This is a genomic window from Phyllobacterium sp. P5_D12, assembly GCF_054049495.1.
This window is the reverse complement of sequence record NZ_JBFUMG010000054.1, coordinates 1-16092: the sequence shown is the minus strand read 5'-3', so window position 1 is coordinate 16092 and position 16092 is coordinate 1. Positions and strand designations below refer to the sequence as shown.

The 16092-nt window shown below is 58.4% G+C and carries 10 protein-coding genes and 1 pseudogene; 1 reads left to right on the top strand and 10 read right to left on the bottom strand.

Annotated features, from left to right (window positions below):
• The 3 genes from pbpC to ACXJ5O_RS06350 form a co-directional block, all read right to left on the bottom strand.
• On the bottom strand, positions 1 to 1719 hold a 1719-nt coding region (gene pbpC / locus ACXJ5O_RS06360; protein ID WP_457299152.1), incomplete at its 3' end, for a penicillin-binding protein 1C.
• A 23-nt stretch (positions 1720 to 1742) separates the two neighbouring features.
• Complete coding sequence (locus tag ACXJ5O_RS06355) at positions 1743 to 7196, bottom strand: alpha-2-macroglobulin family protein (protein WP_457299151.1); 5454 nt, start codon at positions 7194 to 7196, stop codon at positions 1743 to 1745.
• A gap of 41 nt (positions 7197 to 7237) precedes the next feature.
• Positions 7238 to 8161: a LysR substrate-binding domain-containing protein gene (locus ACXJ5O_RS06350; RefSeq protein WP_457299150.1), complete on the bottom strand. Its 924-nt coding sequence runs from the start codon at positions 8159 to 8161 to the stop codon at positions 7238 to 7240.
• Between the two features lie 95 nt (positions 8162 to 8256).
• On the opposite strand from ACXJ5O_RS06350, the gene ACXJ5O_RS06345 reads away from it, so the two are divergent.
• The gene (locus ACXJ5O_RS06345) at positions 8257 to 8436 is read left to right on the top strand and encodes a hypothetical protein (protein WP_457299149.1); all 180 of its coding nucleotides are present in this window, start codon (positions 8257 to 8259) and stop codon (positions 8434 to 8436) included.
• Between the two features lie 5 nt (positions 8437 to 8441).
• On the opposite strand, the gene ACXJ5O_RS06340 is transcribed toward ACXJ5O_RS06345, so the two are convergent.
• From ACXJ5O_RS06340 to ACXJ5O_RS06310, 7 genes and pseudogenes are all read right to left on the bottom strand, one after another.
• Complete coding sequence (locus ACXJ5O_RS06340; RefSeq protein ID WP_457299148.1) at positions 8442 to 9344, bottom strand: DMT family transporter; 903 nt, start codon at positions 9342 to 9344, stop codon at positions 8442 to 8444.
• 474 nt (positions 9345 to 9818) lie between these two features.
• Positions 9819 to 10067: a formate dehydrogenase subunit delta gene (locus ACXJ5O_RS06335; RefSeq protein WP_271892907.1), complete on the bottom strand. Its 249-nt coding sequence runs from the start codon at positions 10065 to 10067 to the stop codon at positions 9819 to 9821.
• Complete coding sequence (fdhD, locus tag ACXJ5O_RS06330) at positions 10060 to 10992, bottom strand: formate dehydrogenase accessory sulfurtransferase FdhD (protein ID WP_457299147.1); 933 nt, start codon at positions 10990 to 10992, stop codon at positions 10060 to 10062. Before fdhD ends, ACXJ5O_RS06335 begins: the two co-directional genes overlap by 8 nt.
• A 2-nt stretch (positions 10993 to 10994) precedes the next feature.
• On the bottom strand, positions 10995 to 13874 hold the full coding sequence (gene fdhF, locus ACXJ5O_RS06325) for a formate dehydrogenase subunit alpha (protein WP_457299146.1): 2880 nt from the start codon (positions 13872 to 13874) through the stop codon (positions 10995 to 10997).
• A gap of 10 nt (positions 13875 to 13884) precedes the next feature.
• Positions 13885 to 15441: a formate dehydrogenase beta subunit gene (locus ACXJ5O_RS06320; RefSeq protein ID WP_457299145.1), complete on the bottom strand. Its 1557-nt coding sequence runs from the start codon at positions 15439 to 15441 to the stop codon at positions 13885 to 13887.
• The gene (locus ACXJ5O_RS06315; RefSeq protein ID WP_457299144.1) at positions 15438 to 15911 is read right to left on the bottom strand and encodes a formate dehydrogenase subunit gamma; all 474 of its coding nucleotides are present in this window, start codon (positions 15909 to 15911) and stop codon (positions 15438 to 15440) included. Before ACXJ5O_RS06315 ends, ACXJ5O_RS06320 begins: the two co-directional genes overlap by 4 nt.
• Positions 15912 to 15985: 74 nt before the next feature.
• Positions 15986 to 16092 (bottom strand): annotated as a pseudogene (locus ACXJ5O_RS06310) (LysR family transcriptional regulator); the annotation flags it as partial.

Sequence of the window (16092 nt, the reverse complement as noted above, 5' to 3'; positions counted from 1 at the left end):
GGTAGCGCCAGCTGGAGCGGGCTGCAGAGGCGTAATGGCAACGCCGGATTTCGCGAAACCTTCGAACAGGATCGGCGCGGCCGAGCCGAAGCCAGTCAGCCCCGGCACTGCGCCATTGTCTGGCCGGCCAACCCAGACGCCGAGAACATAATTGCCATCGAAACCGACCGACCATGCATCGCGATACCCATAGCTTGTGCCAGTCTTGTAGGCGATGCCGCGTTGACCTGATCCGAGGGGCGGCATGACACCGGAGAGAATATCCGCAACGTTCCACGCCGCCACCGGTTCAAGCAGCGGCTCGCCCTCGATCGAGCCGGGTTTGTCCTGAATTCCATCGCCGAGTTGCATTGGCCTGCCGCGATTAGCAAGGCCGGCATAGAGCTGAACGAGGTCCTTGAGCGTAATGCCCACACCGCCAAGACCAATGGCGAGGCCCGGTGTTTCATTCGGCGGTAACACCGGCCGGACTTCCGAGCGGCGGAACCGCATCATCAGCCGCGCCGGACCGACGGCGTCGAGCAAACGGACCGCCGGAACGTTCAGCGACAATTGCAACGCCTGGCGGATGCTGACATCGCCCTGATAGCTCATATCGAAATTGCGTGGCCGGTAGCCGAAGAAGTCGGCGGGCCGATCCTCGATGATGGTTTCCTGGCTGACCAGGCCATCCTCGAAGGCCAGTCCGTATATGAACGGCTTGAGCGTCGAACCCGGCGAGCGATTAATCCGGGTCATGTCGATCCATCCCGAGCGGCTTGCATCGAAATAATCCGCCGATCCGACCTCGCCGACGATCTCCCCGGTGCGCACGTCCGCCATGATCATGGCAACCGACACCTTGGGACCGAGCTTGCCCGCTGCGTCTCTGGCGACCGCCTCCAATCCCTGCTGGATCGGCCGGTGCAGCGTTGTCAGATGCCGTCTGACTGACGGCTCCTTGCGCTGGGCGGCCTCCGCCAAATGTGCTGCATAGGTTGGCAATTGCAAACGCCGCGATGGAATTGGTGCAAGACCGGCCCGCTCGGCTTCGCCCTCACCCACAACTTTCTCGACTGCCATTCGGTGTAGAACGCGCCCACGCGCCGCTTCGGCCAGAGCGAGGTTGCGGTCGGGCCTGCGTCTTTCCGGCAATTGCGGCAAAGCGACGAGCAGAGCGGACTGCGCGACAGTCAAGCGACGCGGCTCCTTGCCAAAATAGGCAAGACTTGCGGCGCGCACCCCTTCGAGATTGCCGCCATAGGGCGCGAGTGACAGATAGAGGTCGAGGATTTCGGCCTTGCTCAAACGACGCTCGATTTGCAGGGCGCGGGCCAGCTGCTGAAGCTTCGCCGTGAATGATCTGCCTTCGCGCGGCTCAATCAGCCGGGCAACCTGCATGGACAGCGTCGAGGCGCCGGATACAATCCGGCCATTGCTGACAAGCTGCACGGCGGCACGCGCAAGCGCTACGGGGTCGATGCCCCGGTGCTGCCAGAAGCGCTGATCCTCATAGGCGATGAGCATACGAACGAATTGCGGATCGACATCCTTTGCTGTCGTGCCGAGCCGCCAGCGGCCTTCGGAGGTCGCGAAGGCGCGCAGCAACTGCCCATCCGCATCAAGGACTTCAGTCGACACCTCCCTCGCCGTTTCCAAGGGCGGTGGAAAGGCACGGTCGGCCAGGTCGAGGCCAAACGCAAGCACCGTAGCCAGCACAAGATTGGCCGAGACACCCATGCAGAGTTTGCGTGTGGACCACATTATTGTGCTGCGACGACCTCCATGCGACCGGTTGCCGTACGCGCGGAGAACTGCGGACGATACATGTCCTCGACGTTGGCCGCCGGATGGTCATAGGTGCCGGGTGTTACCGCGCGGACTACATAGGCCAGCGTGATTTCGCCATTGTCCCCCGTCGCCCGGTCAAAGGCGGCGACGAAACGATCGCTGCGGAACTCCGTGTGCGCTGCCTCCACTTCGCCGATCCAGTCGAAATTCGACAGGCTGGCGCTGTTAACGAGACCGGGATTGTCGATCTCGAAACCGGCAGGCAAAAGATCGGTGATCAGCACACGCGACGGCCAGTTGTTGTTCTCGGTCACTTTCAGAACAACCACATAGCGCTCGTTCTGCTTGGCCTGGCTGACATTGGCCTCCTTGCCATCGAGCGTGTAATAGGTGCGCTCGATGTTGAAACCATCGCCGCCGGCAGGCAGCGGCTGCGACGGAGATGCCACCGTCGTCACCACTCCCGACACGGGTTCGGCGGTCGCATTGGTGATGGTCACCGGTTGGGCAAGAAGTTCATCGCCGGTCAATCGCGCCGCATAGCCTCCGCTATGGGCAGCGCCATTGATGTCGAGCTGCAGATCCCTGTCGCCATCTTGAACAGCACGCGCCGCAAGCAGCATCCATGTTTGCTCCTGCGTGCTCGTATAGGTCTTGTGTTCCCATTCGTTGGCAACGATCTTCGACAGTTGCGGGATGATGGGCGGGACCGGCCGGCTCTCGGCAGCAAGCGCCAGAACAGCGGCATCGTCCCGCAGCGAGGAGCCGTAGTCCGAACGGACCAAGCTGACATTGGTCACGGTGGTCGCCTGTTGCAGGGCATTGGTGAAAATGCTTTGCGAACGCTGGGCATCGCCATAAAGCGACAAGGCGGCCGCAAGATGCGCGCGTGACAACGGCGTCGGGAACTCGCCGAATTTCGTRTCTGCGTAATAACGCAGATCACTAATGGCCGCCTTGCGGTTACGCGCCAGAACGTAGAGCGCATAGGCAATCTCATTGCCCTGATCCTTGACGTTCACATCATAGCTCAGCGAGTTTTGCAGGTTTTCAAGCGCCTGTACGAGAGCCTGTTCCGGGACGTTGTATTTCTGTTCGCGAGCACGGGTGAGGAAGTCCGTGACATAGGCATCTAGCCAGAGGTCGCCCGAACCCGGAGCCCACAGGCCGAAGCTACCTGCAGAGGATTGATACGACAGGACACGGTAGATCGCTTCCTGCACGCGTTTCTGCACTTCGCCGTCGTCGGCAATTCCAGACTGCCTGGCGAGATCGCTCATATAGAGCAGTGGCAGGGCTCGGCTGGTCGTCTGTTCGGCACAACCATAGGGGTAGCGATCCAGCGTCATCAGCAAGGCCGGAATATCGAAGGCGGCAGAGCGGGTGACATTGAGGCTAACCGAGGCCCCCTGCAAGACGCTGCCAGCCAGCAATTCGCTGTCTACCTTGAGGCTGCTGTTGGGCCCAAGCTTGATCGGCCTGCGCACAGTCATCGGCAGGGTCGCCGGCCGGACGGGGACATTCAAGGTCTGCTCGAGCGAGAGACCAGCTGCATTCGACAACTTGACCGACACGACCCCGTCGCCGGGCTGATTACCCGTCAGTGGCAAGGTAAGGTTTGCCTTACCACCCGCAGCCAGATTGATGGTTTGTGACGCGGCCGGTTGATCGACCGTCACCGCAGGATTGCTGGTGACCTGCACCTGATAGTCGCCTGCCGGCGCGTCGGTATTGGCGATATCGAGCCGCAACGCGGCCTTATCGCCAGGGGCAAGGAATTTTGGCAAGCTCGCCGTGACGACCACGGGATCACGAATGACCACGTCGGAGGTGGCATGGCCGACACCCGATTTCGACCACGCGACTGCCATGACACGCGCCGTGCCATTGAACTGCGGAATATCGAAGCTGACACTGGCCTTACCCTGTGCGTCCAGCTTGACCGGCCCGGAGAAGAAGGCGATCAGCTTTTCGGTGGGTGGGCTGCCTTGCATCGGCATCTGCGCACCATCGCCACCAGTGCGCAGCTTGCCCGTTGCACCCTGCGAGCCATCGATCAGGCGGCCGTAAAGGTCGCGAATCTCGAGACCGAGCTGGCGCTGGCCGAAATACCAGCCGTCCGGATTCGGTGCTTCATAACGGGTAAGATTGAGAATACCGACGTCCACTGCAGCCACGGTGACGAAAGCGCCCTCGTTCGCACCGGCGCCAGTAACCTCAAGTGCAATGTTCATCGGCTTGCGCGGTTCGGTCTTCGGCGGCGTATCCAGCTTTACGGCGAGCTTGCGATCGCCCGGATTGACGTTGAGCCATTTGACGCCGATGGCGCGCATCGGCATATGGGTTTCCTGCGCGTCACCCGGACGAAACAACGTGGCCGTGACGTAAGCCCCCGCACCCCAGTCAGCGGTAACAGGAATATCGACTTCGCCACCCTCGGCCGGAATGCTGGCGCGCTTCGTCACCAGCAAGTTCTCCGCACCGACGGTCACCAGCAGTTCGCCGGCAAAACGTGGCGAGACCTTCAATTTCGCCGTTTCACCGGGGGCATAGTTTTCCTTGTCGAGAGCGATCTGGAGACCGTCAGGCRTTTCGGTGGAAGTGGTTGCAACATAGTAGCCGGCATCGAATTCAACGCTTGAGGCGGGGCCATCAGCAGCGGCGGTTTCCACCTCCAGACGGAACTGACCCCAGGTAACCGGGACCGAAATATCAGCGCCATCCGCCGTTGTGTCGATCACCCCATTCGCAACTTGCTTGGTCGAAAGGATCGGCTCGTATTTCCATGAACTGCCATCGCGGTACCACTGATAGTTGCGCTCAACGTTGATGAGTTTCCACTGGAGCCCCTGCATGGCCTGTTTCTGGCCATTCTCATCGACGGCAATGACATGAAATTTGCCAACGGAGTTTTCGGCGAGAGCACCGGAGAACTCCGGCTTGATGCCGATCATCGAGCCTTGCTGCTTGACCGGCAGCGTCAATGTACGCTCTACGGCACGGCCGCCTGCTTCCTGCATGCGAACGACCACATTAGCGTTGAGAAGCTGCGTGGTGGACGGAGCATCTGCCACCGATACATCGAACGTCGCCTTGCCGTTCTCGTCCAGTGGCTGCAAATCTTCGAGCGACATGCTCGTATTTTCACTCGCCTCCTCATCGGCGAGCCCAAAGAGATAACCCTTGAAATCAGCGCTTTCATGTGTCGGCTTCACCGCGACTTCGMCTTCAAGTTCCAGCCCTGCAGCGGGAGCGCCATAGAGAAAGCGCCCGTCGACCTTGACTGGTGTCGGCTTGCCGATTTCGATGAATTTGGCGTCGCTGGTCAGATCGAACTCAACCCGGTCTGGCACGAAATCCTCAACCAAGAATTGCTTTTCTGCAATTGGCGACTCTTTCGGATCGGTAAATATCTGCATCGTCCAGGTGCCGCGCATGGAGTTGGCTTGCAACTCCAGATCAAGTGTATGCCCGCCGAGATTTGCGCCGTCACTGACCATACGGCGATCCTCCACGCCGTCCGGCCGCTTGAACACAAATGTCAGCGGCAGTTTTTCGACGGCATTGGCGGCGTTATCCCGGGCGAGTGCGGACGCATGCACCGTTTCGCCGGCGCGATAAATACCGCGTTCGGTCCAAGCCAGAATATCGATGGCATCCGGCGCGGGACGGCCGGTGACGCCACGATCCGAAAGATCAAAGCCCGCCCGGGTCATGTCGAGGAAAACATAGTCCGCATCGCCATTCTTGGCGGTGATGACTGCAGGAGCGGTAGCTGCAGTGCCACGCATCAGCCCGGCTGTAAATGTAGCGCGGCCTTCGGTATCGGTGACCGCAGTACCAAGTATCTCGTTGTTCTTGGCAAGAAGCTGAAGCTCGACACCGATGAGCGGCTGCGCCGAGGCAAGCGAGCGAGCAAAAACATTGAGCCCGTCATTGCCGGCATAGGTGGTGAGGCCGATATCGGAGACGACGAACCACTGGGTCGCCTGGGCATCCCATTCATTGCTCTTTGCATCAGGCGAGACGGCAGTCAGGACATAAACGCCCGGCTTGCGTTGCGGCAAGGCTTCATCGACTGGGAAACTGGTGACGACATCCTTGTTGAGTTCGGACTGAAGATCGATCGTGCCCTGCCAGACAAGCTCACCCGATTCGTCCTGCAGACGCTGGGCGCTGTAGCCATCCATCTGCGTCAGGAATTGCGAACTGGTCAGAAGCGGGGCAAGCCCTCGATCACCGATGCGATAGAGCTTGAGATTGGCGCTGGTCGTATTGACCGAAACGATTGGAATGCCGCGACGCGCGGTGCTCGGCAGCACGAAGCTGTCGCCGGTAAAGCGCACCATGGCGGAGCGGTCCTTGATGTAGATATCAAGATCGACGGGCGCTTCGAGGGATTCGCCCACCGCCGATGGCAGCCCAGGACGCAKGGCGAGCTTGTAGCGCTGGCCATGTTCAAGGCCTTCAACACAGATCTCGCTGCCCTTGGCCTCCAGTGCTTTCGGGGCAGCTCCGTTCAATGTCACGAACGGCGTATAGTCCGTGCCCATTTTCACCAACGGATCCGAGAACTGGACGCATGCGCGAGGGTTAACGCTATCCGCGTCGATCGTATGATTGGTGACGCGGAAGCCCTGCCGCGACCTGAGATCCAGATAGGCCGCCTCAACCGGCTTGGCGTTGACGAGGGCAAGACTGGCTTTGTACGCTTCGAGCGAGGCGCGATAGTTTTCGGAATTTTGCAGCGCATCGCCGAGCACTGCCAGCGCATCTGCGCGGCTTTGCGTCGTTCGCGTCAACTGATAACCGTTGAGCGCGGCTAGCGCCGCCTGTCCGGCGATATAGGTATTTTTCTCGGCGCGGTTCGCCGCACGTGCCGTCTCGATCCAGAGCGGGCCATTGTCGGGTGTAACTGCCAATGCGCCTCTGAATGCTTTGAGAGCGTTCTCGATATTACCCTTGGCAACCTCGGTGCGTCCGGCCGCGACGAGACCATCGGCACCTAACGCCTTCTGATCGTCGGTGAGGTTCAGGCTTGCCTTGACCTGCCGTGCATCCTGCGCGAGTTGATCGGACACGAATTGCAATTTTGGCGGCGCGCCGATATCGGGCTCATCGGCGGTCTCGACAACCTTGCCAGCAATAGAACCCGGCGCCGATTTCAGCTGATTGAAATCCGATTTGAGAAAACACCACTTCACCTTAGGGTTGTAGGTGAATGCCTTGCAGGACTGGTCGGCGAGACAGACCAGCTCGCACTGATCCTGGGTGACATCCTGTTCCGTACGCRGGTCAAAACCGAAATAATCGCCGTCCTTCGTCGTAACGACATCGCGATTCATTTCCGCCGCGCCAACCGGCGCGGAAAGAGTGAAAAGAGTGACAAGGAAGGCCGAAAAGCCGATGACCGAACGCAGAGACATAAAGTCCTCCCACTGCCACTATTTTGGTGTGGGGGCACTGTTCAAACTTCGGTATAACTTGTCAACAGATCATGCGATCCAGTTGCATTCTCCCGCTCGATTTCGCTACGAATCCAACGTTGGAAGTGCAGCGTCTGTTGGCTTGGTTTGCGGTTATTTGGTGTGATTAACCAATAACCCACGGAAGACGGTACGCGTGTGGGGAAAGGCGCAACCAGCCTGCCGTCCGCCAAGGCATCTTCAACAAACAGGTCCCAGGCGAGCATGATGCCCTGCCCGCTGATCGCGGCTTCAAGGCCAAGCCATGGATCGGAAAAAGTTGTCCCATCGAAAGGCAGCGGTCCTTCGAGACCAGCCGCAGCCTGCCAATCATCCCAGCTGAACATCGGATTGTCATAACAGATGATCGGCTGATTGAAGATGTCGGCAGGTCGTTTCAACCTGAGAGCCACATTCCGCGTGCAAACCGGAAACATCCTTTGCGGCAGAAGCCGTTCCTGAGCGCCATCCCGCCAATCGCCCTTTCCAAGCCGGATGGCGAGATCGATGTCCGAACTTTTCAGATCGACGATGCCCGGTGAAGGATCGATGCGGATTTTGAGATCCGGATGGGCACTGCGCAAACGGCCAAGGCGTGGAACGAGCCATTTCGAGGCGAACGTGGGAGCGACGGAAAGCATCAGAGTCTGATCGGTCCCATCGGCCATTGCGACGGCCTTTGACAGTGACTGAAAGCCCTCCTCCAGCCGGGCAAGAAAGCCTTTGCCAAATGGCGTCGCCACCAGCCCGCCGCGCGTTCGTTCAAAGATGGCGCGTCCAACCTGGCCCTCGGTGCGGATCAATTGCTGGCTGACCGCGCTGACCGATACGCCGAGTTCCTCCGCGGCCTTCGGCAGTGAACCCAAACGTCCGATCGCCTCTAGTGCCTTTAAACCGTTGAGATGGACCTTGTTTAAATTCTTCATGAAGATTTTCTTTACGAAGGTCTCGCCAATCTGGATTGCAAATATCGCGTATCCTGAACAGAATAGCGCATATTTGAACACAAGGGAGTCAGGCGATGAAGATTTTCTTTCTGCTCCGAGCCCAGATAGCACGGTTCTGCGGCGGGCAAATCGAGTCCGGAGATGCTGAGTCCAGCTGGCAAAGGGATCCACTTGCGCACCCGACATTACAGGCCATGGACCTCGATCAGCTGGCCGATCTGCCATTCGATCCGCGCGCCGTATGCAGGCAATAGCGCAGCTACACAGTCAAACGTCGTGCCACCATTGCCATGCGCCGTTCCCACCAGACGAGGGAGAGGCTTGAGGCCACGATGAGGATTGCGCCAAGGAAGACGTTTATTTGCGGCACCTCATGCCAGATGAGATAACCGTAAAGAAACGCCCAGATGAGACCGCTATACTCGATGGGCGCAAGAGCCGACGCCGGGGCGTAGCGGAACCCTTCATAGAGGAAATATTGTCCGGCTGAGCCCACCAGGCCAAGGCTGATCATCAACATCCAGCCGTTGAAATTCGGYGTTTTCCATAACCATGGAAGCATCGCCCCACAGACAACGGCGAAAAGGAAACTCGTTGCCATCATCTGGTTGAAGGTGCTTTCGCTACGGCTGACGAGGCGCACGAGAATGACGCTCCACGCCCAGCAAAAACCGGCAAACAGTACCATTCCCGCTGGCACGAGATCGGGTGTTTCCGCCGGATTTGCTGCGAGGATCACCCCCACGAATCCCGCGATGGACGCGATCCAGCGAACCAGTCCCACCTTCTCCTTCAGAACAAAGATCGAGAGGATGACAACCATCACCGGCGCGGAGAAATACATGGTGGTGATTTCCGCAAGCCCAAGGTGGCGCGCCGCGGAATAATAGGAGAGCCATGCGCCGAGCATCAGTGCCGCGCGAATAGCGAGCGATCGCTTGTGCGGGCTCTTCAGGATCGACGGATGCCGCTCATGCCGCACCATGATTGCGGCAAAGATGACGATGATAACACTGCGCATGAACAGTATCTGCGGCACCGAATAGTCTGCCACCAGCCACTTCACCAGCGCGTCCTGAATAGCAAAAAGTGAATAGCCGAGCGCGGCCAGGGCAATGCCGGTGAGCGGACTGGGTTCTTGCCCAATGAATCGACGAAGCATGGGGACCTTGCGGAGGGTAGGCGATGCTGCTGTTTCGCCTATCAAGAAGACAAACTGATTACAACTGCATTCGGAAAACATTAACTTTATTGATAAAACTCTAATGATTTTGAGCAGCGAGGCCCTAAAGCATATTGGACGTAACACCTTGCTTCATAATGAATTTTGACGACCGCGGAGCTATTGTTGCCCAACACCGCTTGCTGCATAGTTGCTTGGCCGGATTAACATTTTGGCCTGAAGACACGAACGTTGCAGGGGGGCAAATGCTGAGGGACGACAAAAATACGAAGGCCGACTACGAGCCTTATATTACGCGCTCTGCACCCTATGTCRTATTCCTGCTTCTGTGGCTTCCGTTTGTTCTTGTCGTAGGCAGGCTATTCGGCAATCAATGACCAAGAATGAGAGGCCACTTAGGTCACCGATTTAGATATTGCGGCTATATGAATTAGACTATCGCCTGCTTGGTAATCAGGCCGGAACCGGCCCAGGCTTGCGGATGTGTTTTGCAGCTTCTACCACCAGCGGATCAAAGCCGTTATCCTCTTGTTCAAGGATCGCGAAGAACTGCTCGCGCATGCGTGGCTCCCAGAAGTGGTTGATATGGTCAGCAACACCTGCCACCGCCTCATCCTTCGGCTGTGTATGGAAGAACGTGGCTATCTGGTTGGCCATATAGACGAGCTTTGTCGCCGTCGATTTGTGGCTTTCACTATCCATATTGCACCAATCTTACAGTGGGACTTTGAACGAGAGTCGATGCAGCCGGATCGGGATTCGGCTTGGGAAGCACATCCGCCGCTTTTGTATCCAGCTGGGCCAAAGCGGCGGGGACGCGCTCTGGGCGAGTAAATACATCGAATTCATCACCGCGCACAAGCGCTACAAGCGTCATGCCCGCGGCATGCGCGGTTCGGATCGCCAAGGCTGTCGGCGCCGATACGGCGATCAGGATCGGAGCGCCGACGATCGCCGCTTTTTGCACCATTTCAATGGAGACGCGGCTGGTAATGACGACCGCGCCAGTCTTACCCTTGACACCAGAACGGCAGAGAGCCCCGGACAGCTTGTCCAGCGCATTGTGGCGGCCAACGTCTTCGCGCGCTGCAACGATGCCCTTGCCCGGAACATAGAATCCGGCGGCGTGGACTGCGCCGGTTTCACTATGCAACGGCTGAACCTGCGAGAGCAGCTTGACCGCGTCCGCGATTTCATCCGGCGTCAGCTTGAGTTTGACTCTATCGACCGAAGCAACGGGTTTCAACGCCTGCTCGATCGACTCGATGCCGCAAAGGCCGCAGCCGACAGGTCCAGCCATGCGGCGGCGGCGATCCGTCAGTTCCTGGCCCGCTTCACCTGCAAGCACGATCTGGATATCGACACCCTCGTCATGTTCCTCGACGGTGATTTCGCTGACTTCGCCAAGCTGCGAAATGATGCCCTCTGACAGGCTGAAGCCGACAGCGAAATCCTCCATGTCGGCTGGCGTCGCCATCATAACCGCATGGGTGGTGCCGTTGTAACTGAAGGCGACCGGAGTTTCTTCGGGCACCATCCTGCTGTCTGTCGCGTAGACCTCCCCCGCCCCTTTGCGGCGGCGGGTGATGCGCGGAACGACAAGCAGTGCGGGGCGCTTTTCGGGCATGGTTACTCCGCGGCATCCAGCACTGGAGCAATCCGCCTGCTCTGGCGCGCCTGCTCGTCATACTCGATCTGCCAGTCGCTCGGACCGTTCGAGGCGCCGACCTGCACCGCCGTGACCTTGTATTCCGGACAATTGGTCGCCCAATCGGAGAAATCGGTGGTGATCACATTGGCCTGCGTCGTCGGATGGTGGAAGGTCGTATAGACAACACCCGGCGATACGCGATCGGTGATCAGCGCGCGCAGGGTGGTTTCGCCTGCGCGGCTGGTGATCTTCACCCAATCGCCATCACGAATGCCGCGCTGCTCGGCGTCATGGGCGTGGATCTCGAGCCGGTCCTCTTCGTGCCAGACGACGTTATGCGTGCGGCGTGTCTGCGCCCCGACATTGTATTGCGAGAGGATGCGTCCCGTCGTGAGAAGCAGCGGGAAGCGTGGTCCGGTTCGCTCGTCCGTCGCGACATATTCGGTTCGGATGAACTTGCCCTTGCCACGCGCAAAGCTGTCGATATGCATGATGGGCGTTCCCAACGGCGCCTTTTCGTTGCACGGCCATTGAACCGATCCTTCCTTGTCGAGAAGGTCGTAGGTTACACCGGCGAAACTCGGAGTCGTCAACGCGACTTCGTCCATGATTTCGGAAGGATGGGTGTAGCTCCAGCCAAGTCCCATGGCATTTGCGAGATTTTGCRTAACTTCCCAATCGGCGTAGCCATTGAGCGGGCTCATAACCTTGCGCACGCGATTGATCCGGCGCTCGGCGTTGGTGAATGTGCCATCCTTTTCAAGGAAGGTAGAGCCGGGCAGGAAAACATGGGCGTAGTTGGCGGTCTCATTCAGGAAGAGGTCGTGCACGACGACGCATTCCATGGCGGCAAGACCGGCAGCGACGTGCTTGGTATCAGGGTCCGACTGAAGGATGTCCTCGCCCTGAATGTAGATGCCCTTGAAGGTGCCATCAACGGCTGCGTCCAGCATATTCGGAATGCGAAGGCCGGGTTCGTCCTGCAGCTTCACGCCCCAGAGCTTGTCGAAGATATCGCGCGTCGATTCATCGGAGATATGACGGTAACCGGGAAGTTCGTGCGGGAAGGAACCCATATCACAGGAACCCTGCACATTGTTCTGGCCGCGCAACGGGTTCACGCCGACGCCCTTGCGGCCGATATTGCCGGTCGCCATGGCGAGGTTTGCGATAGCCATAACCGTTGTCGAGCCCTGGCTATGCTCTGTGACACCAAGACCGTAGTAGATCGCGCCATTGCCGCCGGTTGCGAAAAGCCGTGCCGCCTCGCGCAAAGCCTGGGGATTTACGCCCGACAGCTGTTCGATGGCTTCCGGGCTATGCTCTGGAGAAGAAACGAAGGCTGCCCAATCCTGGAACTCGTCCCAATCGCAACGTTCGCGGATGAACTTCTCGTTGAAAAGCCCTTCAGTAACAATCACATGGGCCATCGAGGTGACAACAGCAACGTTGGTACCGGGACGCAAGGGCAGGTGTTGTGCAGCTTCCACATGGGGTGAACGCACCAGATCGATGCGGCGCGGATCGACGACGATCAGTTTTGCACCCTTGCGCAGCCGCTTCTTCAACCGGGAAGCAAAGACAGGATGACCATCGGTCGGATTGGCGCCGATAATCATCACGACGTCGGTGTGCTCGACACTGTCGAAATCCTGCGTGCCTGCGGAAGTACCGAATGTAGTTCTGAGGCCATAACCCGTTGGCGAATGGCAAACGCGGGCACAAGTATCGACATTGTTGTTACCAAAACCGGCGCGCACCAGTTTCTGGACAAGATATGTCTCTTCATTGGTGCAGCGGGACGACGTGATACCGCCGATGGAATTGCGTCCATACTGATACTGGATGCGGCGGAATTCGTTGGCAACGTGCTTGTAGGCTTCTTCCCACGTGACTTCGCGCCATGGATCCGAGATCTTCTCGCGGATCATCGGGTTGAGAATGCGGTCCTTGTGGGTTGAATAGCCGTAAGCAAAGCGACCCTTGACGCAGGAATGGCCACGGTTGGCCTTGCCGTCCTTCCAGGGCACCATGCGGACCAGCTCTTCACCGCGCATCTCGGCCTTGAACGAGCAGCCGACGCCGCAATAGGCGCAGGTCGTGACTTTCGAATGTTCCGGCTGACCAATTTCGATGACGGATTTTTCGGTCAACGTTGCGGTTGGACAAGCCTGGACACAGGCTCCACAGGAAACACACTCGCTGTCGACGAAATTTTCATGCATGCCTGGCGAAACGCGGCTGGAAAAACCACGGCCTTCGATGGTCAGTGCAAAGGTTCCCTGCACTTCCTCGCAGGCACGCACGCAGCGCGAGCAGACGATGCACTTGGCCGGATCGTAGGTGAAATAGGGATTAGACTCATCCTTCGGCATCCAGCGATCATTGGCAACGTCATTTGCCTTGGCGAAAACGTGGTTATCGCCCTCATAGCCATAACGCACATCGCGAAGGCCAACCGCACCTGCCATGTCCTGCAGTTCGCAATCGCCATTGGCTGCGCAGGTAAGGCAATCAAGCGGGTGATCGGAGATATAAAGCTCCATGACGCCTTTGCGGATATTCTTCAGACGCTGCGTCTGCGTATGGACGACCAGCCCTTCCATTGCTGGTGTAGTGCAGGAGGCTGGCGTGCCATTGCGGCCTTCAATCTCGATCAGGCAGAGGCGGCAAGAGCCGAACGCATCCACCATATCGGTGGCGCAGAGCTTTGGAACCTTGATACCGGCTTCCATGGAGGCGCGCATGATCGAAGTGCCTTCGGGCACAGTGACCTCGTTGCCATCGATGGTCAGCGTGATCATCTTTTCGGAAAGAGATTTCGGCGTACCGTAGTCGATTTCTTCAATGAGAGACATGAAACAGCTCCTATTCCGCCGCTACGGCGATTGGCGCGGGGCGGAAATCTTCAGGAAAATGGGTGAGTGCGCTCATGACCGGATAAGGCGTGAAACCGCCCAACGCGCAGAGCGAGCCAAACTTCATCGTATTGCACAAGTCGGTCAAAACCTCGATCTGCTTTTCAGGCTCGATATTGGCCGAGAGACGGTCGACGACTTCGACACCGCGTGTTGAACCAATGCGGCAGGGGGTGCATTTGCCACAGGATTCAATCGCGCAGAATTCCATGGCGAAACGCGCCTGCTTCAGCATGTCCACGCTGTCATCGAAAACCACCAAACCAGCATGACCGATGAGGCCATCCTTTGCGGCGAAGGCTTCGTAGTCAAAGGGCGTATCGAAGAGCTCGCGCGGGAAATAGGCGCCGAGCGGGCCACCGACCTGCACAGCTTTGACCGGACGTCCTGTGGCCGTGCCGCCACCGATATCGTCGACGATTTCGCCGAGTGTGAGACCAAAGGCAGCTTCGAAGAGCCCGCCATGTTTGACGTTGCCGGCGATCTGCAGCGGGATGGTGCCTCGGGAACGACCCATGCCGAAATCCTTATAGAAGGGAGCGCCTTTATCGAGGATGACAGGAACGGAAGCCAGAGAGATGACATTGTTGATGACGGTTGGCTTACCAAAAAGGCCTTTATGCGCTGGCAGCGGTGGCTTGGCGCGAACAATGCCGCGGCGGCCTTCGAGGCTTTCCAGCAACGCGGTTTCCTCGCCGCAGACATAAGCCCCCGCCCCGACGCGGACTTCAATGTCAAACCCATAGGACGACCCAAGCACAGAAGAACCAAGCACGCCGCCCTCACGAGCGATCTCCAGCGCTTCGTTCATGACAGCGATGGCATGCGGATATTCAGAGCGCGTGTAGATGTAACCCTTCGTTGCGCCGACGGCGATGCCAGCGACGGTCATGCCCTCGATCAACACGAAGGGATCGCCCTCCATGATCATGCGATCGGCAAAAGTACCGCTATCCCCTTCATCGGCGTTGCAGACGATATATTTCTGCGAACCAGTGGTTTCGAGAACCGTCTTCCATTTGATACCAGTCGGGAAACCCGCACCGCCGCGACCGCGCAAGCCAGACTCCGTCATCTGGGCCACGATTTCGGCAGGCGTTAGCTTGAGAGCGTTTTCCAGACCTTTTAGGCCATCATGGGCACGATAATCTTCGAGGGAGACGGGATCTGTAATGCCGCAACGGGCAAAGGTCAGGCGTGTTTGTTTGGCGAGGAAGGGGTGATGATCGATGAGGCCGAGCCAGAGAGGATGCACCCCGCCCTCGGCCATGCCATTGTCAAGCAGCGCCGCCACGTCGGAGGCCTTGACCGGGCCATAGGCGATACGGCCGTTTGGCGTTTCGACCTCGACCATCGGCTCCAGCCAATACATGCCGCGCGAGCCATTGCGGACGATTCGCGCATCGAGGTTGCGTGTGTCGATTTCAGCCTGCAAGGTTCTGGCGACTTTCTCGGCGCCAAGCGCCAAGGCGCCGGAATCGCGTGGAACGTAAAAAGTGATTGTCATAGCCGCACCTCCGCCGCGATTTCCTCGAGCTGCTCGGCGTCGAGACGTCCAATCACCTCGTCGTCAAGCATCGCGGCAGGTGCGCAGGCACAAAGGCCGAGGCAATAGACCGGCTCAAGCGTCACCGCACCATCGGTGGTCGTACCATGCCAATCAATCCCGAGAAGCTGGCGCGCCCGGTCGGCAAGCGCATCGCCGCCCATGGATTGGCACGCTTCAGCGCGGCAAAGCTTCAGAACATGCCTGCCAGCAGGATGATCGCGGTAATCATGATAAAATGTAAAAACGCCGTGTACTTCGGCGCGGGAAATGTTGAGGGCCTGCGCAATCAACGGCAGCGCCTCCGGTGGAACATAGCCGAACTCGCCCTGCAACTCGTGCATAATCGGAAGTAGCGGGCCTTCTTTGCCCTTTAGTTGATCGATAATGCCTATCGCTCTGCTGGCGATATCGGTACTTGCGCTTTGCATATCGTGCAACGCCCTCCCTTGTTTCTCCCCACATCCCGAAATAGATCAAAGATGCGTGGCATTATCAATACCTCAGTCTCGTTGGGCGATAGAAAATTTCTATCAAACCATATTCATGCTCAGAGCCAATGCGCGTGCCTCGTGCAACAGCGCAGAAACCAACGGCGTATGAGGTTCGCGA

Excerpts from the sequence above, each read along its gene's own strand:
- ACXJ5O_RS06350 (WP_457299150.1), bottom strand. The coding sequence starts at position 8,161 with ATGAAGAATTTAAACAAGGTCCATCTCAACGGTTTAAAGGCACTAGAG.
- ACXJ5O_RS06345 (WP_457299149.1), top strand. The coding sequence starts at position 8,257 with ATGAAGATTTTCTTTCTGCTCCGAGCCCAGATAGCACGGTTCTGCGGC.
- ACXJ5O_RS06335 (WP_271892907.1), bottom strand. The coding sequence starts at position 10,067 with ATGGATAGTGAAAGCCACAAATCGACGGCGACAAAGCTCGTCTATATG.
- fdhD (WP_457299147.1), bottom strand. The coding sequence starts at position 10,992 with ATGCCCGAAAAGCGCCCCGCACTGCTTGTCGTTCCGCGCATCACCCGC.
- ACXJ5O_RS06320 (WP_457299145.1), bottom strand. The coding sequence starts at position 15,441 with ATGACAATCACTTTTTACGTTCCACGCGATTCCGGCGCCTTGGCGCTT.
- ACXJ5O_RS06315 (WP_457299144.1), bottom strand. The coding sequence starts at position 15,911 with ATGCAAAGCGCAAGTACCGATATCGCCAGCAGAGCGATAGGCATTATC.